Source organism: Caballeronia grimmiae (assembly GCF_022879615.1).
Classification (GTDB): Bacteria; Pseudomonadota; Gammaproteobacteria; order Burkholderiales; family Burkholderiaceae; genus Caballeronia; species Caballeronia grimmiae.
Window position 1 is genome coordinate 776,077 of record NZ_CP084273.1, and the last position, 21,817, is coordinate 797,893.

General features: G+C 61.1%; 17 protein-coding genes and 2 pseudogenes. 9 read left to right on the top strand and 10 right to left on the bottom strand.

The window, feature by feature from the left end; all coding sequences use genetic code 11:
* Positions 1-2: 2 nt before the first annotated feature.
* The 7 genes from LDZ21_RS22800 to LDZ21_RS22830 form a co-directional block, all read right to left on the bottom strand.
* Positions 3-851, bottom strand: a complete 849-nt coding sequence (locus LDZ21_RS22800; RefSeq protein ID WP_244796235.1) for an IclR family transcriptional regulator — start codon at positions 849-851, stop codon at positions 3-5.
* Positions 852-920: 69 nt separating this feature from the next.
* On the bottom strand, positions 921-2,462 hold the full coding sequence (locus LDZ21_RS22805) for an AMP-binding protein (protein ID WP_244796236.1): 1,542 nt from the start codon (positions 2,460-2,462) through the stop codon (positions 921-923).
* A gap of 12 nt (positions 2,463-2,474) precedes the next feature.
* Complete coding sequence (locus LDZ21_RS22810) at positions 2,475-4,256, bottom strand: ABC transporter permease subunit (protein ID WP_244796237.1); 1,782 nt, start codon at positions 4,254-4,256, stop codon at positions 2,475-2,477.
* Positions 4,257-4,265: 9 nt separating this feature from the next.
* Positions 4,266-5,327, bottom strand: a complete 1,062-nt coding sequence (locus LDZ21_RS22815; protein WP_244796238.1) for an ABC transporter ATP-binding protein — start codon at positions 5,325-5,327, stop codon at positions 4,266-4,268.
* 10 nt (positions 5,328-5,337) lie between these two features.
* Positions 5,338-6,399 (bottom strand): ABC transporter substrate-binding protein, encoded by a 1,062-nt coding sequence (locus tag LDZ21_RS22820; RefSeq protein ID WP_244796239.1) that lies wholly within the window; start codon positions 6,397-6,399, stop codon positions 5,338-5,340.
* 52 nt (positions 6,400-6,451) lie between these two features.
* Positions 6,452-7,213: an enoyl-CoA hydratase/isomerase family protein gene (locus tag LDZ21_RS22825; RefSeq protein ID WP_244796742.1), complete on the bottom strand. Its 762-nt coding sequence runs from the start codon at positions 7,211-7,213 to the stop codon at positions 6,452-6,454.
* 452 nt (positions 7,214-7,665) lie between these two features.
* A complete protein-coding gene (locus LDZ21_RS22830) occupies positions 7,666-8,769 on the bottom strand; it encodes a phosphatase PAP2 family protein (RefSeq protein WP_244796240.1) in 1,104 nt (367 codons plus the stop codon).
* Positions 8,770-9,070: 301 nt separating this feature from the next.
* Between LDZ21_RS22830 and LDZ21_RS22835 the strand changes: the two genes are divergently transcribed.
* Complete coding sequence (locus LDZ21_RS22835; RefSeq protein WP_244796241.1) at positions 9,071-10,123, top strand: GGDEF domain-containing protein; 1,053 nt, start codon at positions 9,071-9,073, stop codon at positions 10,121-10,123.
* Positions 10,124-10,347: 224 nt separating this feature from the next.
* Here the strand turns inward: LDZ21_RS22835 and LDZ21_RS22840 are convergent.
* Positions 10,348-10,491 (bottom strand): annotated as a pseudogene (locus LDZ21_RS22840) (2-hydroxy-6-oxo-6-phenylhexa-2,4-dienoate hydrolase); the annotation flags it as partial.
* 129 nt (positions 10,492-10,620) lie between these two features.
* Here LDZ21_RS22840 and LDZ21_RS22845 point away from each other — a divergent pair.
* The 8 genes and pseudogenes from LDZ21_RS22845 to LDZ21_RS22880 all read left to right on the top strand — a co-directional run.
* Positions 10,621-11,092: pseudogene (locus LDZ21_RS22845) on the top strand (ATP-binding cassette domain-containing protein); the annotation flags it as partial.
* A 28-nt stretch (positions 11,093-11,120) separates the two neighbouring features.
* Entirely contained in the window at positions 11,121-12,227 is a 1,107-nt protein-coding gene (locus LDZ21_RS22850; protein WP_244796242.1) for a mandelate racemase/muconate lactonizing enzyme family protein, read from the top strand.
* 361 nt (positions 12,228-12,588) lie between these two features.
* Complete coding sequence (locus LDZ21_RS22855; protein ID WP_244796243.1) at positions 12,589-13,533, top strand: dihydrodipicolinate synthase family protein; 945 nt, start codon at positions 12,589-12,591, stop codon at positions 13,531-13,533.
* Between the two features lie 539 nt (positions 13,534-14,072).
* Complete coding sequence (locus tag LDZ21_RS22860) at positions 14,073-14,756, top strand: GntR family transcriptional regulator (RefSeq protein WP_244796244.1); 684 nt, start codon at positions 14,073-14,075, stop codon at positions 14,754-14,756.
* Between the two features lie 376 nt (positions 14,757-15,132).
* On the top strand, positions 15,133-16,041 hold the full coding sequence (locus LDZ21_RS22865) for a LysR family transcriptional regulator (protein WP_244796245.1): 909 nt from the start codon (positions 15,133-15,135) through the stop codon (positions 16,039-16,041).
* A 112-nt stretch (positions 16,042-16,153) separates the two neighbouring features.
* On the top strand, positions 16,154-17,023 hold the full coding sequence (locus LDZ21_RS22870; RefSeq protein WP_244796246.1) for a class II aldolase/adducin family protein: 870 nt from the start codon (positions 16,154-16,156) through the stop codon (positions 17,021-17,023).
* 84 nt (positions 17,024-17,107) lie between these two features.
* Positions 17,108-18,412 carry an MFS transporter gene (locus LDZ21_RS22875; protein WP_244796247.1) on the top strand — a complete coding sequence of 435 codons (1,305 nt, stop codon included), beginning with the start codon at positions 17,108-17,110 and terminating at the stop codon, positions 18,410-18,412.
* A gap of 329 nt (positions 18,413-18,741) precedes the next feature.
* Positions 18,742-19,380, top strand: a complete 639-nt coding sequence (locus LDZ21_RS22880) for a LysE family translocator (RefSeq protein WP_244796248.1) — start codon at positions 18,742-18,744, stop codon at positions 19,378-19,380.
* Between the two features lie 83 nt (positions 19,381-19,463).
* Here LDZ21_RS22880 and LDZ21_RS22885 read toward each other — a convergent pair whose 3' ends face one another.
* Together LDZ21_RS22885 and LDZ21_RS22890 are read right to left on the bottom strand one after the other, a co-directional pair.
* Positions 19,464-20,849 (bottom strand): GntT/GntP/DsdX family permease, encoded by a 1,386-nt coding sequence (locus LDZ21_RS22885; protein WP_244796249.1) that lies wholly within the window; start codon positions 20,847-20,849, stop codon positions 19,464-19,466.
* A gap of 81 nt (positions 20,850-20,930) precedes the next feature.
* Entirely contained in the window at positions 20,931-21,785 is an 855-nt protein-coding gene (locus LDZ21_RS22890) for an amidohydrolase family protein (protein ID WP_244796250.1), read from the bottom strand.
* Positions 21,786-21,817: the final 32 nt, after the last annotated feature.

Consider the following 21,817-nt stretch of genomic DNA (forward strand, 5'->3'; position numbering starts at 1 on the left):
GCCTATTCCACGCGTCTGCGCGTCGAAATGGCCGATGCCGTCGAGATGACCAGATCGGCGACGCGACGTTCATCGCGATCCGCCTTCCATCGAGAGCGCGCCACCGCGATGTTCACCGCGCCGATGCCGCGCCCGCGCGCATTGGTGATCGCAGCAGCCGTCGAGATGTCGCTGACGAAGTATTCATCCTCCGTATGCGCGTAACCCTGCTTGCGTATCTGCGCGATGCGCTCCTTGATCTTGCGCGGCTGATAAACCGTCGATGCCGTGTAAGGCACGAGATTCGAGCGCGAGAGAATGTCGTCGATGTCGCCGTCGTGGAACGTCGCGAGAATGGCAAGACCGGGCGCGGTGCAATACGCCGGCAAACGCGAGCCGGTGATGACATGCGCATTGAAAACGTTGCGGCTCACGATACGGAGCACGAAGACGATGTCCGTGTCGTCCAGTACCGTGAGATTGGTCGCCTCTTCTGTCTCCGAGCCGAGTTGCTGAAGATACGGTGTCGCCCGGCTGACGAGGTCGTTGGACGTCAGATAGTGGTACGTGAAGTCCAGAAGGCGCGGCGACAGTTCGTACTTGCGGCTGTCCGCATCCTTCAAGAGATAGCCGAGCGCGCTGAGCGTATAGGTGAAGCGCTGCGTCGCGCTCATGTCGAAGCCCGTCAGCGACGCGATCTCCGACAGCGACAGTTGCCGCTTGGTGCCGTCGAAGGCGGTCAACACCTTCATCGCCTTTTCCACGGACTGCACGTACAGTGAAGATGCGCTCGGGTCCGCCGAATCACCGCCCGCTTGTCTTGCGGGCACTCGGCGCCTGCGCGTGGCTGTGTTCTTGAACTCGTCGCTCATTGCTGTCATGTCGTTCGGTGCGGATGGAGAATTATCACATAGCGCCAACCGGCCATTTAAATGCGATAGTCATGAGCGCAAGGCCGCGAGCCGGTCCCATGCGTCCTCGACGTTGCGCGGCAAAAGATGCTTGCGGATGCGTTCGCTCGCCGTCAGTTCGAAGCCCGGCACCGCGCGGTAATAACGAGGCAACTGGAAACTCGCGAGCCGCTCGCGCGCCCACGCGTGCAGGCTTTCCCATTCGACCGGTGCATCGTTGAACTGCACGTTGAGCAAGATGTCCTGCTCGCCGATGCTCGACGCCACGCCGATCGCCGCGCTCGCGCGCACAGCCGGATGTGCCGCGAAGACGCGCTCGATTTCCCACGCAGATACATTCTCGCCGCGCACGCGCATGCTGTCCGTCTGCCGGCCGATGAAGAAGAGGTCGCCATCGGCGTCGCGACGCGCGCGGTCGCCGGTGTGCAGCTTGCCGTTGCGCAAGGCGGCCCGCGTCGCATCGGGGTTCTTCAGATAGGCGGGCAGGAACGTGCCTTCCACCTTGCTCGACAGCACGATCTCACCGGCTTCGCCCGCTTTCGCCGGAAGGCCGTTCTCATCGAGCAATTCGACTTCGATCCACGGCAGCGCGCGGCCGATCGAACCTGGCTTGCCCGACACGTTCATGGTCGCGAAGCTGGAGCATTCGGTCATGCCGTAGCACTCGCGCAGGCGCACTTTCAGGCGCGCCTGCACCGCTTCCCACGCTGCGGCGCTGACACCCGCGCCCCATGCGACGCGCAAGGTATGCGCCTCGGGCTGCGCGGATTCGGGCAACTGCATGAGGATGTCGAGCACGCCGCCAAGATAATGCAGTTGCGTCGCGCCCGCGCGCTCGACTTGCGGCCAGAAGCGCGAAGCCGAAAAGCGCGGCACCGCATGCAGCGTGACCGCTTCGAGGAACGGCAGCAGCAGCATTTGCGCGCCGCCGATATGACACAGCGGCTCCCACAGGAACAGCCGGTCGCCCGCGCGCACATCGGCGACGCGCAACGCGGCCTCGCTTGCAATGCGCATCATGCGATGCGTGAACACCACGCCTTTCGGTGCGCCCGTCGTGCCCGACGTATAGATGATGCACAGCGGATCGTCCACGGCGATGGCGGGCGTCGCGAAGGCATCGTTCGTATCGCTCGCATCGAACGCAGGCAGCCGCATGCGGCGCGCCTCGCCGCAATCGATACCGGCGGTCACGTCATCGAATTCATCGTCGATGACGAGCAGCTTCGGCTCCGCGTGTTGCAGCAGATATTCGAGGCCCGCGGCGCGCAGTTTCGTGTTGACCGGCACCCAGACCAGGCCGCTCAGCACGAGCGCGTAGATCAGGTGGATATGCTCGACGCTGTTGCCGAGCATGACCGCGACGCGGTCGCTCGCAACGAGACCGGCATCGGCGAACCAGCGCTGCAATTGCGCGATATGCCGCGACGCTTCCTCGCAGGTGATCGCGTGTTCGTCGAAGTGAACGACGGTGCGCCCGGGCGCGGCGCGCAAGCCTGCGGCCAGCAGCGGCGCGCAATCGAGTTCGTCGTCGGCATGGCGATGGGCGAAGTATTCGGAGTATCGATGCATGTCTGAAGCAAGTCAGCGCGCGCGGCGCTTGAGCCAGGAGGAAACGGCGACCACCAGCGCGATCAGGACGACGAGCGTGGTCGACACCGCCGCGAGCGTCGGCGTGACCGCGAGCTGGATGTCGTCCCACATCTGCTTGGGCAGCGTCGAATTGATGCCGCCGCTCACGAAGATGGCGATGGTGAGATCGTCGAACGAGACGAGGAACGCGAACAGGAATGCAGCGGTGACGCTCGCCATCAGGAGCGGCAGCACGATCGACGTGATGCGCCGCAAGGGCGATGCGCCCATCACGCGGGCGGCATCGTCGAGCCGCCAGTCGAACCGCTGGAAACCCGCCGCAAGCGTGACGACCACATAGGGAATCGCGAGCACCGTATGACCGATCACAAGGCCGAGGTTGGTGCCCGTCAGCCCGAACCGTCCGAACAGATAGAGAAGCCCGACCGCCACGACGATGCGCGGCACGATCAACGGCGCAACCAGCAGCGCGAACACCGGCTTGCTGACGCGGCGCGACATGCGCGTCATTGCGAGCGTCGCGCCGAAGCCGAGCAGAAGCGACAGCAACGCGGTGCCGAGACCCACCTCGAACGAACGCACGACCGCGCTGTGCCACACGGGCGACTCGAGAAAGGCGCCGAACCATCGGGCGCTGAAGAGCTTCGGCGGAAAGGCGATGTAATCGGTCTTCGTGAACGCATAGCGAATGACCGACAGCACCGGCAACACCAGCATCGCCATGATGACGCACGTGTAAAGCCCGAGCGGGCTCGCGGCGCGGGCGGTCGTATCGACGTGTACCTTGCGACGCATCATGAACGGCGCGAAGAGGCGCCCTGCCGCGATGAGCACGGCAAGCCTGAATCCGGCGGCGCGCGAGCCGCGCGAACGCTCGGTGACTTCGCCCGTCAGCGACGTGAGCCCCACCATGCGGTCATAGACGAAGAAGATGACGATGGAACAGACCAGCAGCACGGTCGAGAGCGCGCCGGCGAATCTCATGTCGAACAGTTCGAGGACCGACGAAATAACGAGCTGCGCGACCATGGTTTCTTTCGGCGATCCGAGCAGCGCCGGCACGATGAAGAAGCCGAGGCTCGAGATGAACACCAGCAAGCCAGCCGCCGCCACGCCCGGCGACGACAGCGGCAGAAACACCGTGAAGAAGCTCGTGCTGCGATCCGCGCCGAGCGTTTCGGCGGCCTGCGCGAAGCGCTCGTCGATGCCGCGCATCACCGGAAGCATGGTCATCACGGCGAGCGGCAGCATCGAATGCACCATGCCGATGAGCACGCCCGTCAGCGATGGAATCGTGCCGTTCGTCTCGTGCACGAGGCCAAGCGATAGCGCGATTGTCGAGAGCACGCCGGTCTTGGACAGCAGCAGCATCCACGCATAGGTCTTGACGAGGTAGCTGGTCCAGAACGGCAGCATGATCCACAGCAGCCAGCGTTCGCGCACGCGCTCCGACAGACGGCTCAACATGTAGGCGACCGGATAGCCGAGCAGGATCGACAGCGCGGCCGTCATGAACGAGATGCCGAAGGTGATGCCCAGCACCTTCGCATAGACCGGCGTGCGCGCGATGCGCTCGAACTGCGCCAGACCGATGTGCCCTTCCGCGCTGACGAGCCCGCCTTGCAGAATCTCGCCCACCGGCACGATGAAAAACACGAGCAGGAAGACGAGCGTCGGCACGATCGGCAGGATGCGCAGCGTGCGCGCGATCCACACCGAGCGGCCGCGCCGCGACGCGTCGCTCTCGCGGTGCGCATGCAGTGCAATGGTCATGGCGTGTCCTCAGGCGTGCAGCAGCGTCGTACGATACGGATCCCACACGAGACCCACCCGATCGCCGATACGCGGGCTCACGCTGCGTTCGCAACGCACGGTGAGCGCGCTGCCGTCGCTCATCGCGAGTTGCACGCGCGTGTCGCTGCCGAAGAACACGACCTCGGAGATCGTGCCATCGACGAAACCGCTTTGCGGTTCGACCAGACGCGGCGCCTCGGGACGCACCAGCAGCGTATGGCGCGCGGCGGGCTTGATCGACGCGCCGAGCGGCAACGGAATGCGGCCGCCCGCCGCGAGCAGGATCGGCTCGCCGCTCACGCCGCGCGCCTCGTCGAGCGCGCCTTCCAGCAGATTCGAGTGACCGATGAAACCCGCCGCGAAACGCGAGGCGGGACGGTCGTAGAGATCGGCGGGCGTGCCCACCTGTTCGACGCGCGCCTGGTTCATCAGGCAGATGCGGTCGGAGAGCGTGAGCGCTTCGTCCTGGTCGTGCGTCACGTAGACGAAGGTCGCGCCGAGTTCCTTGTGCAGGCGGCGAATCTCGGCCTGCATGTGCTCGCGCAGTTTTTTGTCGAGTGCGCCGAGCGGCTCGTCGAGCAGAATCACCGACGGGCGATAGGCGAAGCAGCGCGCCAGCGCGATCCGTTGCTGCTGTCCGCCGGACAGCTCCTTCGGAAAGCGCCTGGCGAATTCCGTCATGCGCACCATCCCGAGCGATTCCTCGACGGCCGTGCGCACTTCCTCGCGTGACTTGCGGCGCATGCGCAACCCATACGCGACGTTGTCCCACACGCTCATGTGCGGAAACAGCGCATAGCTCTGAAACACCATGCCGATGCCGCGCTTGCCCGGCTCCATGTGCGTCACGTCGCGGCCATCGATTTCGATGCGTCCCGCGCTCGGTGCGACGAGGCCGGAGATCATCTGCAGCAGCGTGGTCTTGCCCGAACCGGAGGGACCGAGCAGCGTCAGGAACTCGCCCGCCTGCACGGTGAGGTCCGTCGGTTCCAGTGCCGTCGTGTCGCCATAGCGCTTGGCGATGCCGATCGCCTCGAGTTTCGAGCTCATGAGCCGCCCCTCAGGAAATGATCCACGAGTTGAATCGTTCGGTCACCGTCTGACGATTCGCTTCCCACCATTGCGGACTCGGCAGCTTCATCTCCTTGATGTTGTCCGGCGCGGTCGGCAAGAGCGGCGCGCGCTCCTTGCTGATGGTGTCGAACGCGCGCTTGTTGGTCGGGCCGTAGGCGAGCGTGCGTGTGAGCAACGCCTGACGTTTCGCATCGGCGCAGAACCGCACGAACTGCTTGGCGGCCTCCGCGCGCGGCGTGCCCTTTGGAATGCCCCATCCTTCGATGGAATACAGGCCCTGGTTCCACACGATCGTCACGGGCGCGCCCGCATCCTTCGCAGCCTGAGCGCGGCCGTTCCAGGTCGATATCAGGTCGACGTCGCCGCTCTGGATCGCCTGCATCGCCTGCGCGCCGGAGGTCCACCAGATGCTGATGTGCGGCTTGATCTTGTCGAGGCTCTTGAAAGCGCGGTCCACGTCGAGCGGATAAAGCTTGTCGAGCGGCACGCCATCGGCGAGCAGCGCCTGCTCCAGCGTGTCGAGCGGACTGCGGCGCAAGCTGCGGCGGCCGGGAAACTTCTTCACGTCCCAGAAGTCCGCCCACGATTTAGGGCCGTTGTCCTTGAACTTGTCCGCACGATAGGCCAGCACCGTCGAATACACGTCGACGCCGAGCCAGTTCGGAGTGATCGCTTCCGGCATGACGTCCGGGAACTCGCTCGGCTTCAGGCCGATCGGTTCGAGCAAACCCTTCGACTCGAGATACGGGATGTCGGCGGACAGCGTGAGCGTGGTGACGTCCCAGACATAGTTTTTGGTTTGCACCATCGCCGCGAACTGCGCGACGGGCTGCGACTCGCGCGCGACGCTCACCACCTTGATGCCGGTGGCTTTCTCGAACGGATCGTAGAACGCCTCGCGATAAGCCGTCGTGTACGGGCCGCCCGGGTCCGACACCACGATCTGCTTGCTTTGCGCACGCGCGACGATCGGCATTGCGCTGGCTACGGCGAGCGCGCCCGCACCGTGCAGGATGCGGCGGCGCGTCGGGTTGAAGTCTTGCGTCATGTTCACGTCTCCCGCACTGCGATTAAGAGGACCGGCTCGGCTTCCGCCCGACTCACTTGGCGCGCTTTTTGAAGAACGCTTCCATCATGCGTGCCGGCTCGCCCGAGTCGTACGCTTCACGCTGAATGCGCATGCCCGCTTCTATGCAGTCGACGAAACCGGGCTCCGTCATTTCGCGGAAACGCTGCTTGTCGAGCCGCATCGCGACCGGCGGCTTGTCGGCGAGCTCGGTGGCGATCTCGAGCGCCTTCTCGAACACCTTCTCCTCCGGCACGAGGTGATGCATCAGACCGATGCGATGGCATTCCTCCGCGTCCATCAGGCGTCCGGTAAGCGTGAGTTCGATCGTGCGCGACATGCCGAGCATCGAATTCATGATCCAGGGACCTGTCGTGCTGGCGATGCCCGCATTGATTTCCGGCTGGCCCATGCGCACGCCCGGATGACCGACGCGGATATCGCCGAGCAGCGCGACCTGGAACGCCGAGCCTGCGGCCGTGCCGTTGAGCGCCATGACCAGCGGTTTCTTCAGGCCACGCAGCGCGGCGTAATAGCGCTGCCATTCCTTGACCCATTCCACCGCGCGCTCGCCGTCGAAATCGTGCGCTTCGGACAGGTCCTGTCCTGCCGAGAACGCGCGATTGCCCGCGCCCGTCATGATGATCGCGGCGACTTCATCGTCGTCGTTGTAGCGATCGAGCGCGTCGATGATCTTGTTGCGCATCGGCGTCGTCCAGGCATTGAGGCGCTCCGGGCGATTTAGCGTGATGACCGCCACGCGGCCGTGACTCGAGAACAGAACGTCTTCATCCATGGTTATCGCATCGCAATAGTTGATGGTGAATAGCAATATAGGCTCATCAAAAACCGGATGCAACCGGGTTTACGAGATTGCTTGCGAGGGTCGTGGATGGTGCGGCGCGCAATGAGTTGTCGGGTTATCGGAGGCGTAACGTGTGGAATTTTCGAGCCCGACCAGTCGCCGATGCGCGGCCGTTACGGGCGTTCGAAGCTCGCTGGGTTCTGCATAGATCGAGGGCTGCGCCGTGCGAAATGGCGACGTCTGGCGGTCGCCGGCTTTATCGGTTGATGGTCGCCGTGGCTTGCGGCGTAGCTTGAGCGTTATTGAGGAGACAGGGCGTCGATGATGTTTCGACAATGGCGCTGCCCGCCACCGCCATGCAGCAATGGAGGACGCAGAGACAATATCCTGACGCTCGATTCGATGACTATCGGTCGGCGTCGATCAGTATCCGAACGCAATTCCTACGAGATAACGGCGCGCTTATCGCCGAGAGCACCGCGAAAGCGCCTGTCGTTGATCAACACTATCACCAGCACTGCCAGCATGATTCCCGCCGCTACGTCGCAAAGATAGTGGCCGCCGTTCGTCGGGGTGGAGATCACCATCAAGCTATTGAGCGCGATCGCAGCGCGAGCAAGGAAATGCACACGCCGCAGTGCATAGGCGAACAGAATGGCTGTCGTTGTATGCATCGATGGCAACGACACCAGACCTTGCGAATGGGTCAAATCGATTGTGCGAAGAAGGCCTTCCCGGATAGGAAAGAACGTCGAGACCGTCTCAGAGGTGCCCGGATCCGGGACGTGAAAGTGAAGAAAGGCGCTCGCAGCCGGGAATGGCGTCGCGATTGCGAGGCAGATCAACGTCGCGATCATCAATCGCGCCATATGATGGACGAGTTCGGTCCTGCGCCCCAATAATCCGAGAATCATCGGGACGGCGATCATCTGAACCAGTCCACTCGCATACGCCGCATTGAGCACGAAGACCAACACGGGATGATGTCGTACCCACTGATAATAGGCGAGCCAGTCGAATCCGACTGCCTGATCGATTTTGACCAATTGGTCGTCGATCAAAGGCGCCGCGACGGCCACCGAAAGATGGCTCAGGATGCTGGTCGCCGAGCAGAAGGTCAGCAGAGCGACCATCCATCGACCAGTGAACGCGAGATCCAGCAGGCGCGCCCTCCACGCCGCATTGCCGTTGCAAATGGCTTTGGCTCGATAGTCCGTCCAGCATGCAACGAGCACGATCGCCATGATCGCGACGAACGTACGTGACGAAGCGCCGAATACGACACGGAAGCCTGTTTTGGACAGCCAGTAGATATCGGCGAGCGCAATCACGCCGATCAGCGACCAGGCTATCGCATACGACGTCAGCTCCGCGAGCGACTGTTCGAATAGCTGCTGATGGCCGCGTTTTGTGATGTATCCACTTTTCGCCCGGGAAGATGAGACAGAGACTCGTGCAGAGAGTGCTGCTCCTCGGTTTATCGGCAGGTCTGTGCAAGTCTTTAGGTTTCGGTGGCGTCGACGATTGAATCCCGGAAGAAGTGGCATGAGTATCTCCGACACGTAGACCAACGTTTGAATCGAGCAACCGTAGTTGGCTGTGTAGCCCACTCTCGCGTTTATGCAGGCTATTGGCATATGGCGTTTCTTGGCCGAGCGTGCTCTATGCGCAGAGTCATCAGCGTCGCTATCGACCCGCCGCCGTCGAAAGCGGCGCTTGGCAAGAGTTCATCTGCTTTGTGGTCAAGGCGACGCAGTGTCAGCCTGCTTCGACCGATTTTCTGCCCTGCGTTCAAGACACCGCCGCAATCGGCCGTTAACGCACTCACGCGTTATTTGGACGATCACGATGAGTCACGAAGACAAGACCTCGGCCGGCAGTCCGCTTCGGGCCGCCTTTCTGCGCCACGAGGAGAGCCTTGCACCACCCGGGCACTCATTCGGCGAGGACGATCACGCCGTGTATCGCACGCTGCTCGAATCCACCCGGGCGATCCCGTGGAAGATCGACTGGGCGACGATGCAGTTCGCTTACATCGGCCCGCAGATCGAAGCACTGCTCGGCTATGCGCCGTCCACCTGGAAAACGGTCGAGGACTGGGCCGCACGCATGCATCCGGACGACCGCGAGGCCGTGGTGAGTTTTTGCGTCGCGCAATCGCAGGCGGGCGCCGATCACGAAGCGGACTATCGCGCACTGACCGCCGACGGCGGCTATGTATGGATTCGCGACGTCGTCCACGTCGTGCGCAAGGACAATGGCGAGATCGACGCGCTGATCGGTTTCATGTTCGACATCAGCGAGCGCAAGCGCACCGAGGAACGGCTTGCCGAAATGCGGCGCGAACTGGAACGCCTGTCGTTGTCCGACAGCCTGACGGGCGTCGGCAACCGTCGCATGTTCGACACCGTGATGACGCGTGAATGGGCGAGCGCCGCAGCATCGGGAAAGCCGCTTTCGCTCGTGATGGTCGACATCGATTTCTTCAAGTCTTACAACGACTATTACGGTCACCTGCAAGGCGACGAGTGCCTGAAACGCATCGCACGCGTGCTCGGCGACGCTGCCGGGCCCAACGCGTTCCTGAGCCGCTTTGGCGGCGAGGAGTTCGTGCTCGTGCTTCCCGAAACCGACGCCGATGCCGCCGTGCGCGTCGCCGAACGTTGCCGCATGCTGATCGCGGACGAAGCCATCGCACATTTGCGCTCGCCGCACGGTCAGCTCGTCACGGCCAGTTTCGGCGTGGGCACCGTTGCACCGAACGAAGGCATCGACATCACTGCGTTCATCAATTTGACCGACGCGCAGCTCTATCAGGCGAAGGACCAGGGACGCAACCGCATTGCTGCGGTAGACCGCGCTGGTATTCGCGGCGAACGGTTCAAATTGCAGTCGCGTTGATCGTCGCGGGCGCGGCTTCGACGCGTTGAGTTACTCAGGCCGGCCCAAGCGACGCGCTTGTGGCGCACTGCGCTGGCGCATCCCGGCGATGGAGATCCTTGATGCGACAAATTGCAGCAGGTTGCATCACGAAATCCATAAGGCATCCGAATCATATTGATTCACTGCAACGTCAGAAACGGCAGCACGGTCTGATTAAATCGCTGGGCATGCTCACACTGCGCTCAATGTCCGCAGCGGCCCAACATGAGCAAGTTGGCATCCGCCACGCCCCAGACGAAACGCCAGCCGACATTCATCGGCATGAAGCGGTCGTCGCGTCCCCAGATGACGAGCGCAAGCGCCTTGATTTCGTTCAGCCGATGCCCGTTTTTCTCGGCCTGCTGCGAACGATCGTACCGGCAAGCGTTAATGCAATCATCGGGGCAATTCTGGATGTGCCGCCCTCCCTCCCCCTGCTCTTACAGATCGTGTTGGCCAAGTTATTCAAATCGGTGCTCAGGGGCAATATCGGCATCGTCTTCCAGTAATGGGATGCGCTTCCTCATCTCTGGCTACGAGAGAGGTGCCGCGCAAGAGCAAAGACGGGACTCGCGTCGTAGCGCTATGTCACGTTGGCCTGGGAGCCAAGCTCGACGTTTTCTCCGTCAAAGGGTTCGGGCGGCCAGCAACGCCGCATGGCAATTTACTACGCCCTTACCATGTCTACGGAGTACATTTCTGCTTGACGAGGTGACCTCCGCACTCCAATCCATGCTCGTCTGCGAGTTGCTCGACACGCCCCGCATGCTGTCGAGGGCATGAATGACGATGATTTGCGTCACTCGTGAATTCCGCTTCCCTCGCGATGTCTCCGACCGGGTCGCGTTGTTCAAAGACGAGCTAATCCATGAAATCGGCTCGCCGGACCAGTTCATCGGCAATCCGCAGCGAGCGGAGACCGTATCGTTCCTTGCATCGGTAGGCTGATGCATTCAACCGCAACCAGGCAAGACAAATGAAAATCGCAAAGATTGATGTGTTCAACTTCGACCTGACGTACATCCACGGAACGTACACGATGTCCGGCGGTCGAGACATCACTTCCCTTCCCTCGACAATGGTCCGTGTAATCAGTGACTCCGGTCACGAAGGATGGGGAGAAGTCTGCCCGCTCGGCTCTGCATACTTGCCGCAACACGCGTCGGGCGCGAGAGCCGCGCTCGAACTGCTGGCCCCCGCGCTCATTGGCCTCGATCCGACGAATATCTCGAAGGTGTACGACACCATGGACGCCGTACTCATGGGCCATTCATACGCCAAAAGCCCCATTGACGTGGCTTGCTGGGATCTGACCGGAAAGGCTTGGGGTGCGAGCGTCGCTGACATGCTCGGCGGCGTACGGCAGGAGCGCTTCCCTCTTTATTTCGCTGTGCCGCTCGGCTCGCCCGAAGAGATGGTGAACTCCGTGCTCGCGCGACGCGAAGAAGGCATTCACCGGTTCCAGCTCAAGATCGGAGGAGATCCGACGCTCGATGGCATCCGTGCGAAGCACATCATCGATGCAACCGGCCCAGAAGATCTGATCATTGGTGACGCAAACTGCGGCTGGCGCGTCAACGACGCAATCATCGCCGCACGGGCGATGGAGAATCTTCCGCGCTTCTACTTCGAGCAGCCCTGCCCGACGATGGAAGAATGCATCGAGGTGCGCAAGCACACGACGCTTCCGATGGTCTACGACGAAGTCGTGAACGACCCGGCCACACTCATTCGGGCAGTGCGCGAAGGCGGCGCTGGAGCGTTCAATCTCAAGGTCTCGAAAGTCGGTGGTCTCACGAAGGCCAAGTTGATGCGTGACCTGGGACAAGAGCTTGGACTTCAGATGACCATCGAAGATACGTGGGGCGGCGACGTCGTGTCTGCTGCCTCGGCGCATTTGGCTGCGTCCACGAAGGAGCGGGCATTGCTGAGCGTGTCGTTCATGAACGACTGGACCAACGAGCACGTCGCTGGTTACCAACCGCGCAGCAGAGACGGCTTCGGCTCGGCTCCGTCGGCGCATGGTCTTGGCATCGAGATCGATGCGAAGGCGCTGGGTCAGCCGATTTATTCGTTTAGCTAAGTAATGTTCATCAAGGAGGACGCGGCGGATCACTGGCTACCTCCTTCGAGCACTTTCAGGTCGTCCGGACTCAAAGTCGAGCGAAATCAATGAACGGCCGCATAAACCCATTCCATGTTCAAGGCACCCGCGTTCACCAAGTGGCGGAGCGCGGCCGGCGGCGAAGCATGTTGAGGGTGGCACTTCAAGCGTCTGACCAATCGGGAGAGAACGCTCATTCGATGGGGATTGTATAAAATATTCATTCCGGCTAGTATTTCGCGAAGGCGGTCGAGCGGAAGGGCTGTGCCTTCCTCAAACGCCTCTGCGGTCAGCATGCAGGGAATTCCGACTATCCGGCAAACTTCCTGAAGGAATCGTAATGAGCGACAACATCTTCACCGGTACCATTCCGGCCCTCATGACGCCATGCACGGCCGACCGCACCCCTGACTTCGACGCACTCGTGCGCAAAGGTAAGGAACTGGTCGAAGCGGGCATGAGCGCGGTGGTCTACTGCGGCTCGATGGGAGACTGGCCTCTGCTGTCCGAAGCTCAGCGTCAGGAAGGTGTGGCTCGCCTGGTTGCGGCTGGCATCCCGACCATCGTCGGCACAGGTGCTGTCAACTCGAAGGAAGCTGTGTCACATGCCGCGCATGCTGCCAAGGTAGGCGCACAGGGCTTGATGGTGATCCCGCGCGTGCTGTCGCGCGGCTCCTCGCCTGCGGCTCAAAAGGCCCATTTCGCGGCTATTCTCGAAGCCGCTCCCAAGCTGCCGGCCGTTATCTACAACAGTCCGTATTACGGCTTCGCGACCCGTGCCGACCTGTTCTTCGAACTGCGTCGCCAGTACCCGAACCTCGTCGGATTCAAGGAATTCGGCGGCGCTGCAGATATGCGCTATGCGGCTGAGCACATCACGTCGCAGGATGAAAACGTCACGCTGATGGCTGGCGTGGACACCCATGTGTTCCACGGCTTTGTCAATTGCGGTGCGACGGGCGCGATCACCGGCATCGGCAATGCGCTGCCGAAAGAAGTCCTGCATCTCGTGGCGCTCTGCAATAAGGCGCGCAAGGGCGATGTGACCGCTCGTCGGCAGGCAAGGGAACTGGAATCGGCTCTCGGCGTCCTTTCATCGTTCGACGAAGGCACCGACCTCGTCCTGTACTACAAATATCTGATGGTGCTCAACGGCGACAAGGAGTACACGCTGCATTTCAACGAGACCGATGTGTTGAGCGACTCGCAGCGCCGTTATGCGGAAGAACAGTACAAGCTGTTCCGCACATGGTACGCGGCCTGGTCGAAAGAAAACCAGGCTTAAGTGACGGCCGCTTACGAGCTGCTAAGTCGACAGCCTTAGGGGCGGCTACTCAGTATTGTGTCGCCACCGAGTTCGCGATATTGAAGCGTGGCGCGGTGTCCGCCGCAAGTGAGCCGAACTTCACATTCTCGCAACGGTGTCAGCAGCAAGGCGGACTCGTTATGTGTGTCTAACCAGCCGCGAATTCGATTTCGGTGTGGTCCGCCTATCGGCTGCGTCTGCTGGCAAGAGTGCGATCCGGCACGCCTGACAAATGAATGCCTCGTCGTGCCAGAGCATCCGTGCGGTCGGAACACTCGTGTCCATCGCGGACTCAGATCCGCATACCGATCAGTTTCACACCGGCGAAACAGCCGTCTTTTGTCGCGCCCCCGCGATGAACGCTGCGGCGCTTAGTTGCGACTACGCCCTCATGGCAAATAATCTGCAAGCCCAGCCGAACCCGGTGACGATACCGTGGAGCAAACTCACTCGATATAGTAAGTCTCGGTGATATACTTTATACGCATAACGTCCACCGACGCCGGAAGTTTCTTGCCATGAGTATCTCAGCGCCCAGCTCCCGGCTTCAAGCCATTACCGTCGCAGAACAGGCAGCCGACGCGCTTCGCCGAAAGATCATCTCCGGTGAGTTGCCGGAGGGCTATCAACTTCGGCAGGACGCGTTAGCCGCAGAATTCGGCGTCAGCCGGATTCCGGTCCGGGAAGCACTCGTTCAACTGGAAGGCGAAGGGCTCGTCCGCATCGTTCCTCATAAGGGCGCCGTCGTCTCTGAGCTTTCTGTCGCTGAAATCAGCGAACTCTTCATGCTCCGCGGATTGCTCGAACCCCTCCTTCTGAAGAAGTCCGCGCCCAAGCTCACCCAAGCGGACTTCGCTGAACTCGATGCCATTCTGGCCGAATACAAACAAGAATTGCATGCACAGCACCTTTCGCGATGGGGTGAACTCAATACGCGGCTGCACGACTTGCTGATGTCCCGAGCGGAACAGCCTCGCACCCTGGCTATCGTAACCAGCCTTCTCCAGCAGACTGACCGTTACACCCGCTTGCAACTTTCGCTCAGCGCGGAAAGCTGCCGCCGTGCGGAAGAAGAACACAGCGAGCTGGTCCGTCTGTGCAAGACCGGCGACTTCCGAGGCGCCGCTGTGCTGTTGAAGCGGCACATCGACCACGCCTGCAGCGAGCTGGAGCAATTCATCCTTTCACGACGCCGCCTTTGAGCACGTGCACGACGCTCACGCTTCTTCTATCCGCAGCCGAGCGGCCCTTAGCTCCTCTCGCCGCTTTTAGATGATCTTGTCGGAACTCACATCGCAGTTTTGAGTGTTAATGGTGCGTCCACGTTTTTTATTGACGCACGGTAGCCCGCTAGACTACTGGAACACCGCGGCGCTAATCGCACGTCCGGTCCTGGCAAACAGCCTTCAATGTGGAAAAGATCACCGCATTGCCGCAATCCGATACTCACGACCCCGGCAAATACTCGTGTTACCGTCCGTCACGGTAGCGTCTGGCCGCATGCCCGGTCCAAGTCGCCCACACCAGACCCATGTTCAACATCCACGACAAAACCCGCACCGCCATGGACCAGCCCTCATGAAGGATGAAAGGCTTCTGGAGATGCGAGTATTCAAAACCGTCGTGGAAACGGGCGGTTTCACCGCGGCCGCGAACGTCCTCAACGTCAGCCAGCCTTTCGTCAGTCAAAGCATTAGCAATCTGGAACGACGGCTCGGCGTGCAGTTGCTTCATCGTTCGACACGCACGATGCGTCTCACGAACGAGGGCGAACGATTCCTTCGATCGTGCAGCGAGATTCTCGAGAGCCTCGAAGAAGCGGAAGCGCAAGTTCGATCGAGCGAACCTACTGGCAATTTGCGAGTGAGCGCGCCGCATGCTTTCGGCATGGATCAACTGGTGCCTCAGTTGCCCGGCTTTCTCGCGGCTTATCCGAAGGTGTGCGTGCACTTCTCGTTGTCGGATTCCAACGTCAATCTGATCGAAGACAATTTCGATATTGCCGTGCGCATGGGCCGATTACAGGATTCCTCGCTGCGCAGCCGGAAGTTGTGCGACCTGCAACGCATCGTGGTAGCCTCGCCCGCCTATCTCGCCGCGCACGGCCAGCCCGTGACGCCGCAGGGCCTCACCAAGCACGCATGTCTGACGTGGGAATCGCCACGCGAGCATCTCAATCAGTGGCCGTTCATCATCAACGGCAAGCTCGAACGCGTGGCGGTGCGCGGCGGTTTCCGCAGCACGGACGGCACCACGCTATTCCAATTGTGCGTGGCAGGCGTGGGCATCATGCGGCTTGCCGAGCATCTCGCGTTGCCGGCCATCCGCCGGGGCGAACTCGTGCGGCTTCTAAGCGAGTACGAAGCGAAGGACGATACCGCGATTCATATCGTCTACCTACCCGAGCGGCAGGTGGTGCCGCGCATCCGCGCCTTCATCGACTATTTCGTCGATGCCTTTAGAACGCCACCCTGGCAGGCGGTGTAATCCCGCATTTATATGAGCCCGTGATAAATCTTATTGTCCGGCGCCCGTAGATGGTCGAGGCTGGTTTCCTTATCTTAGCGGGCGTGCCAACAGCCCCGATCCGGAAACAACCATGACCGTTACCGTCGAAGAACAGCAGACCGGCGCAAAGCAAACTGAACTGCGCCGCACCATCTCCCATCCGTCTAACAATTCGATCTATCGGCCAAAACAGGCGGGACTGAAATTCCCCGAACTGCCCGATTTCAATTCGTTCGCGGAAGAGCGTCAGCATCGCAAGGAGCGTCTGGTCGCAGCGTGCCGCGCGTTTGCGACGCATAACTTCGACTATGGTTTCGCCGGCCATCTGACCGTGCGCGACCCCGAGTTTCCCGAGTTGTACTGGACCAACCCGATGGCCGTGCATTTCTCGCAGGTCAAGATTTCCAATCTGATTCTCGCCAATCACGCGGGCAAGGTGGTCGAAGGCGAATATGCGTTGAATCGCGCGGGCTTCGTGCTGCACGCCGCGGTGCATGAAGCCAATCCGGATATCGTCGCGATGTGCCACGCGCATACCGTCTACGGCACCGCGTTCGCAGCGCTCGGCCGCCCGCTCGATCCGATCACGCAGGACGCCGCCGCATTCTTCGAGGACCACGTCGTCATCAAGGACGAAGCTGGCGCAGTCGCGGTCGAAGAGAAGGCGGGCCTGTCCGTTGCCGATTACTTCAAGAACGTCAAGGCTGCTATCCACCAGAATCACGGTCTCCTGACCGCGAGCCGTCACAGCATCGAAGCGGCGGCGTTCTGGTTCATCGCGTTGGAGCGATGCTGCCAGCAGCAGTTGCTCGTCGAAGCGACCGGCATCAAGCCCGTCATGGTGCCGGAGCATAGCTCGCGCTACAGCCGCGAGAATGTCGGCAGCGAATACATCGGCTGGCTGCATTTTCAGCCGATCTACGAGCAGCTTGTGCAGACGAACCCCGACATGTTCCACTGAGCGGCGGCGCGTAGGCCGCCAAACATCAGGACCACAAGCCGGCGTGACCATGTAGCACGCCGGTGACGATTCACGGAGACAATCATGTTGAAAACCACTTACGACGATGTCGTCGCGCATACCGATGCCGAGGATCGAACGTATGCCAAGGTGACCTGGCGGCTCATCCCCTTTCTGTTCTTATGCTATGTCTTTGCTTATCTCGATCGCGTGAACGTCGGGTTCGCAAAGCTGCAAATGCTGGCCGATCTCAAGTTCAGCGAGACCGTCTACGGCCTGGGCGCGGGCATCTTCTTCATCGGCTATTTCATCTTCGAAGTGCCGAGCAACATCGCACTGCATCGCTTCGGCGCGCGCAAGTGGATCGCGCGCATCATGCTGAGTTGGGGCGTGCTGTCCGGCATGATGATCTTCGTGAAAACGCCGGCCGCGTTCTATGCGCTGCGCTTCTTTCTCGGCGTTGCGGAAGCGGGCTTCTTTCCGGGCATCATTCTTTATCTTACGTATTGGTATCCGTCGTCGCGGCGCGCGAAGATCACGGCGTTGTTCATGACAGGCATCCCCATTGCGGGCGTCATCGGCGGTCCGCTGTCGGGATGGATTCTGAACAACTTCGGCGGCGTCGGCGGGATGGCGGGATGGCGGTGGCTCTTTCTGCTGGAGGCGTTGCCTTCGATCATCGGCGGCTTCGTCGTGCTGATGTATCTCGACGACAAGATCAGCTCCGCGAAGTGGCTGAGCGCCGATGAGAAGACGCTGCTCGAGAAAGGGCTCGCGACCGAATCGGAGCATATCGAGGTGCATAGCGCGAGCGGCGCGTTCACCAATCGCCGCGTGTGGGTGCTGTGCCTGTGCTACTTCGGCATCATCATGGGGCTGTACGGCATCGGCTTCTGGCTGCCGACGCTGATCAAGGCATCAGGTGTATCGGATGCGCTCAACGTCGGTCTCCTGACGATGATTCCCTACGGCGCGGCCGCCGTCGCGATGGTGCTGCTGGGACGCAGCTCGGATCGCAGCAAGGAACGGCGCTGGCACGTCGCGCTGCCGGCGATCGTCGGCGCGGTGGGTCTCGTGGCAAGTACGCTGGTGCCGCACAACGTCGCGCTGGCGGTGGCGTCGCTCACCGTCGCGACCATCGGCATTCTCGGCGCGCTGTGTCAGTTCTGGGCGATTCCTCCCGCGTTCCTCGGCGGCGTGGCGGCAGCGGCGGGCATCGCGCTGATCAATTCGGTCGGCAATCTCGCAGGCTTCGTCAGTCCTTATCTGGTCGGCTGGATCAAGGACATGACGCACAGCACCGATGTGGGCCTGTACTGTGTGGCCGCCTCGTTGATCGTCGCAGCGGCCGTCGTTCTGACGATGCAGAAAAAGGTTGTGAATCGCTGACGCCAACGTCAATCGCTTTTATGTCTCACTGAAACGCCCCCGCACTCACACCCGGGGGCATCGCGTCTTTTTAGGCGAAGGCCGCATAGTTTTGAATGCCTTCCGCAGATCTCCGTCACGTTGCCGCATTTCGCCAGACAAGATATCTGTTCAGCTACCGGGAAGCTCGATGCCGCCCTGTACCGTGGCAGTAAGAACGCTCAACAGAACAACTAGCGAACGCAGCCGTATGCAAACTGGCCTGTGCCTATTGTGATGAACCGTGCCTGTTCGCGAGCTAGCTGCTCGTTGATACTCGAGCGCAGCCATTGAAACCGGGACAAACCACCGTGACAGCACACGCCTTCTTCAACGCCAACGTTCTGCTCGCCTGGTCGGCTTACTTCGTCGGGACGGCGAGCCCTGGGCCGAGCAATCTGGCGATCATGTCTATCGCGAGCACTTCGGGAAGGCGCGAGGCGTTAGCCTTCGCGGCCGGCGTGATGTCTGGCTCCTTCTTCTGGGCGATGCTCGCCGCGCTTGGCCTTTCCGCCGCGTTGACGGCGTACTCGGGTTTTCTCGTCGCAGTGAAAATTTGCGGCGGCGTCTATCTTTTGTGGCTCGCGTTCAAGTCGGGCCGCTCGGCATGGCGTCCGCGGGTGCATGCAGCGTCGGTCAATGCTGCAGAACCAGACGCGCGACGGCTTTATGCACGCGGCGCGCTGCTGCATCTGACCAATCCGAAAGCGATTCTCGTATGGATGTCAGTCGCCGCGCTCGGCTCATCCGCAGGTCAGGGACCCTCGCACATGTTGACCGTCGTCGCGGGTTGCCTGTGCATTGGGTTGAGCGTGTTCGGCGGCTATGCGGCGCTGTTCTCAATGGCGCCAGCCCGCCGCATCTATGCGCGCATTCAACGTTATCTCGATGCATGCCTCGCGCTCGTGTTCGGCGCAGCCGGCATTCGGTTGCTGGCATCGCGTGTTTGAATGCGGGTTGCATACGCGAGGTCCTCGCCGCCCCCGCTCACGTGCAGCAACTTTGTAGCGACGTAGTCGAGCGCCCGCCTGCATCAGTGGACGCCTATCACAGCGTTGAGAATGAGCACCATAATCAGACCGACGACTGCGACGATCGACTGAACCACCGAAATGGTTTTCGTCGCTTCGCCCATGGTCATCCCGAAAGATTCTTTAACCATCCAGAAGCCGGCGTGATTCGCGTAGTTGAAGAAAAGAGAACCACAGCCAATCGACAATGCCAGCAACGGCAGATTCAAGGCAGGATCGGCGCCCGCCAGCGGCGCGAGCAAGCCCGCCGCACCAACGATTCCTACCGTGGCAGACCCCGTCGAGACCGACAACAGCATCGCGATCAACCAGCCCAGGATCAACGGGGGAAATGCGAAGTAATGCGTTAGATGGACGATGGCATCGCCCACCTTGGCACTGGTGAGCATCTCCTGAAAGGCGCCGCCTCCTGCGATGATCATGATGATCGACGCAATGGGTTTCAGGCTATTGCCAAGTGAACTGCGCAGCTTTTCAGTGTCACCGCCTCGGGCGACGACCAGGGCCATGATAGCGAACAGCACGCCCAGCAGCATTGCAATCAGTGGATTGCCGAGAAAGCTGGCCAACCGGAGTGCCGGGCTACCCTTCGCCAGCACCATTTCGGCGACAGCGTGGATCAGCATGAGAATGGCTGGAAGCAAAGCCGCCAGCACGCCCAGACCAACGCCGGCGCGCTGCTCCTTGTCGATGGCTTGGCCAACGGTGAACTGGTCCAGCAGAGCTTGATCGGGTCTGGTATTCATCCGCGGCGAAATGAATGCGCCATAGAGCGGACCGCCCAAGATCATCGCTGGAATAGCCGCCAGAAAGCCATACAGCATCGTGGGTCCGACCGAAGTTTTAAGCGTGGCAATCGCGGTTAAAGGGCCCGGGTGAGGCGGCACCATGCCATGCATGGCGGCGAGCGCCGAGATAACCGGAACCCCCAGATAAACATAGGCCGAGCCCTTGAAGCGAGCGTGGCTTTCCAGTTTTCGCGCCACGCTGAAAATCAAGGGCAGCATAACCACCAGGCCGACTTCGAAGAACATCGGAATGCCCACGACAAAGGCGACGAGCGTCATGGCCCAAGGAATCATCCGGTCGGAGGAGCGTCTGAGAATGGCCTCGGCAATCTGCTCCGTGATGCCCGCATCCGCCAGAATCTTGCCGAGCATCGCACCCAGAGCGATGACGACTCCCACCGCTCCCAACGTTTTCCCCGCGCCGTTGACCAGGTGCTTGACGATGTTTCCGGGCTCCATGCCGGTTGCGAAGCCTACGCCGATGGATACCACGAGCAAGGCGAGAAGCGGGTGCATTTTGATGCGCGACACGATGAGCGCGACAAGCACCAACACGCTGATGAGCGCGGTCAGTAACAGATCGATATCTAGACTAGTCATGGAGTGAGTTCGGGTTGGGTTGCCTGGATTGCGCGCAGCTCGATGGACCACGCTACTGCAATGCTGCCGGTGAGTTGGCGCTTAGTCGTCGAACATGTAGACGCTCGCTGGTGTGCTCGCGAGGACGACGTTACGCTCTTCCTCGTCCGGAATCAGCGTGCGCAACAATTCCAGCGATCGGGTGAATTGTTCGGATGCCTCGAACTGCGTATGCGGCCAGTCGCTGCCCCACATCATGCGATGCACGCCGAAGGCTTCCTTCAGGAAACCGAACGCTTTGCGCGTCTCATCGCCGACCTGGCTACGGTCCGACCCAATCCGGTACGCACCTGATATCTTTACCCAGACACGCTGCGTTTGAGACCACTCAAGGAGACGGCGAAAACCTGGATCGCTTGCACCGAGTCCAGGATCGGGCCTGCCGAAATGATCGACGACGACATCGACTTCCGCATTCAAAAGCGGCTCGATGATGCCGTCCAGCCGCGCTGCTTCCGCATGAATCTCGACGTGCCATCCGAGTGCTCGAACATGAGCCAGCGTTTGCGCGCTTAACCAGTGCTCGAGCGGCTCATCCGCATGGCCGATCAGGTTCAGCCGGATTCCCGCGATGCCCGCGTCGAACATCTCAGTCAGCGTATCCAGTTCGCAGTCGCGCGGGATCACCGCAACGCCGCGCAACCTATCAGGCGCGCGACGCAGCGCATCGAGCAGATAGCCGCAATCCGTGCCGAGAAAACTCGGCTGCACCAGCACGCCGCGCGCTATCTCGTGCGCATCGAGTTGCGCCAGATACGCGTCCAGCGGCGCGTCGTAATCCGGCGCATAACGGCGATGCTGAGCGAGCGGAAGACCGCGCCTGAAAACATGTGCATGCGTATCGATCGATGCGATGCAGGCCTCACGGCTCACGTCTGCCCCCGACTCAACGACCATGAATATTTCTCCATCAATGGGTCTACGCACTC

Bases quoted from the DNA above. Each gene is read 5' to 3' on its own strand.
- LDZ21_RS22800 (WP_244796235.1), bottom strand. From the start codon at position 851: ATGAGCGACGAGTTCAAGAACACAGCCACGCGCAGGCGCCGAGTGCCC.
- LDZ21_RS22805 (WP_244796236.1), bottom strand. From the start codon at position 2,462: ATGCATCGATACTCCGAATACTTCGCCCATCGCCATGCCGACGACGAA.
- LDZ21_RS22810 (WP_244796237.1), bottom strand. From the start codon at position 4,256: ATGACCATTGCACTGCATGCGCACCGCGAGAGCGACGCGTCGCGGCGC.
- LDZ21_RS22815 (WP_244796238.1), bottom strand. From the start codon at position 5,327: ATGAGCTCGAAACTCGAGGCGATCGGCATCGCCAAGCGCTATGGCGAC.
- LDZ21_RS22820 (WP_244796239.1), bottom strand. From the start codon at position 6,399: ATGACGCAAGACTTCAACCCGACGCGCCGCCGCATCCTGCACGGTGCG.
- LDZ21_RS22825 (WP_244796742.1), bottom strand. From the start codon at position 7,213: ATGGATGAAGACGTTCTGTTCTCGAGTCACGGCCGCGTGGCGGTCATC.
- LDZ21_RS22830 (WP_244796240.1), bottom strand. From the start codon at position 8,769: ATGCCACTTCTTCCGGGATTCAATCGTCGACGCCACCGAAACCTAAAG.
- LDZ21_RS22835 (WP_244796241.1), top strand. From the start codon at position 9,071: ATGAGTCACGAAGACAAGACCTCGGCCGGCAGTCCGCTTCGGGCCGCC.
- LDZ21_RS22850 (WP_244796242.1), top strand. From the start codon at position 11,121: ATGAAAATCGCAAAGATTGATGTGTTCAACTTCGACCTGACGTACATC.
- LDZ21_RS22855 (WP_244796243.1), top strand. From the start codon at position 12,589: ATGAGCGACAACATCTTCACCGGTACCATTCCGGCCCTCATGACGCCA.
- LDZ21_RS22860 (WP_244796244.1), top strand. From the start codon at position 14,073: ATGAGTATCTCAGCGCCCAGCTCCCGGCTTCAAGCCATTACCGTCGCA.
- LDZ21_RS22865 (WP_244796245.1), top strand. From the start codon at position 15,133: ATGAAGGATGAAAGGCTTCTGGAGATGCGAGTATTCAAAACCGTCGTG.
- LDZ21_RS22870 (WP_244796246.1), top strand. From the start codon at position 16,154: ATGACCGTTACCGTCGAAGAACAGCAGACCGGCGCAAAGCAAACTGAA.
- LDZ21_RS22875 (WP_244796247.1), top strand. From the start codon at position 17,108: ATGTTGAAAACCACTTACGACGATGTCGTCGCGCATACCGATGCCGAG.
- LDZ21_RS22885 (WP_244796249.1), bottom strand. From the start codon at position 20,849: ATGACTAGTCTAGATATCGATCTGTTACTGACCGCGCTCATCAGCGTG.
- LDZ21_RS22890 (WP_244796250.1), bottom strand. From the start codon at position 21,785: ATGGTCGTTGAGTCGGGGGCAGACGTGAGCCGTGAGGCCTGCATCGCA.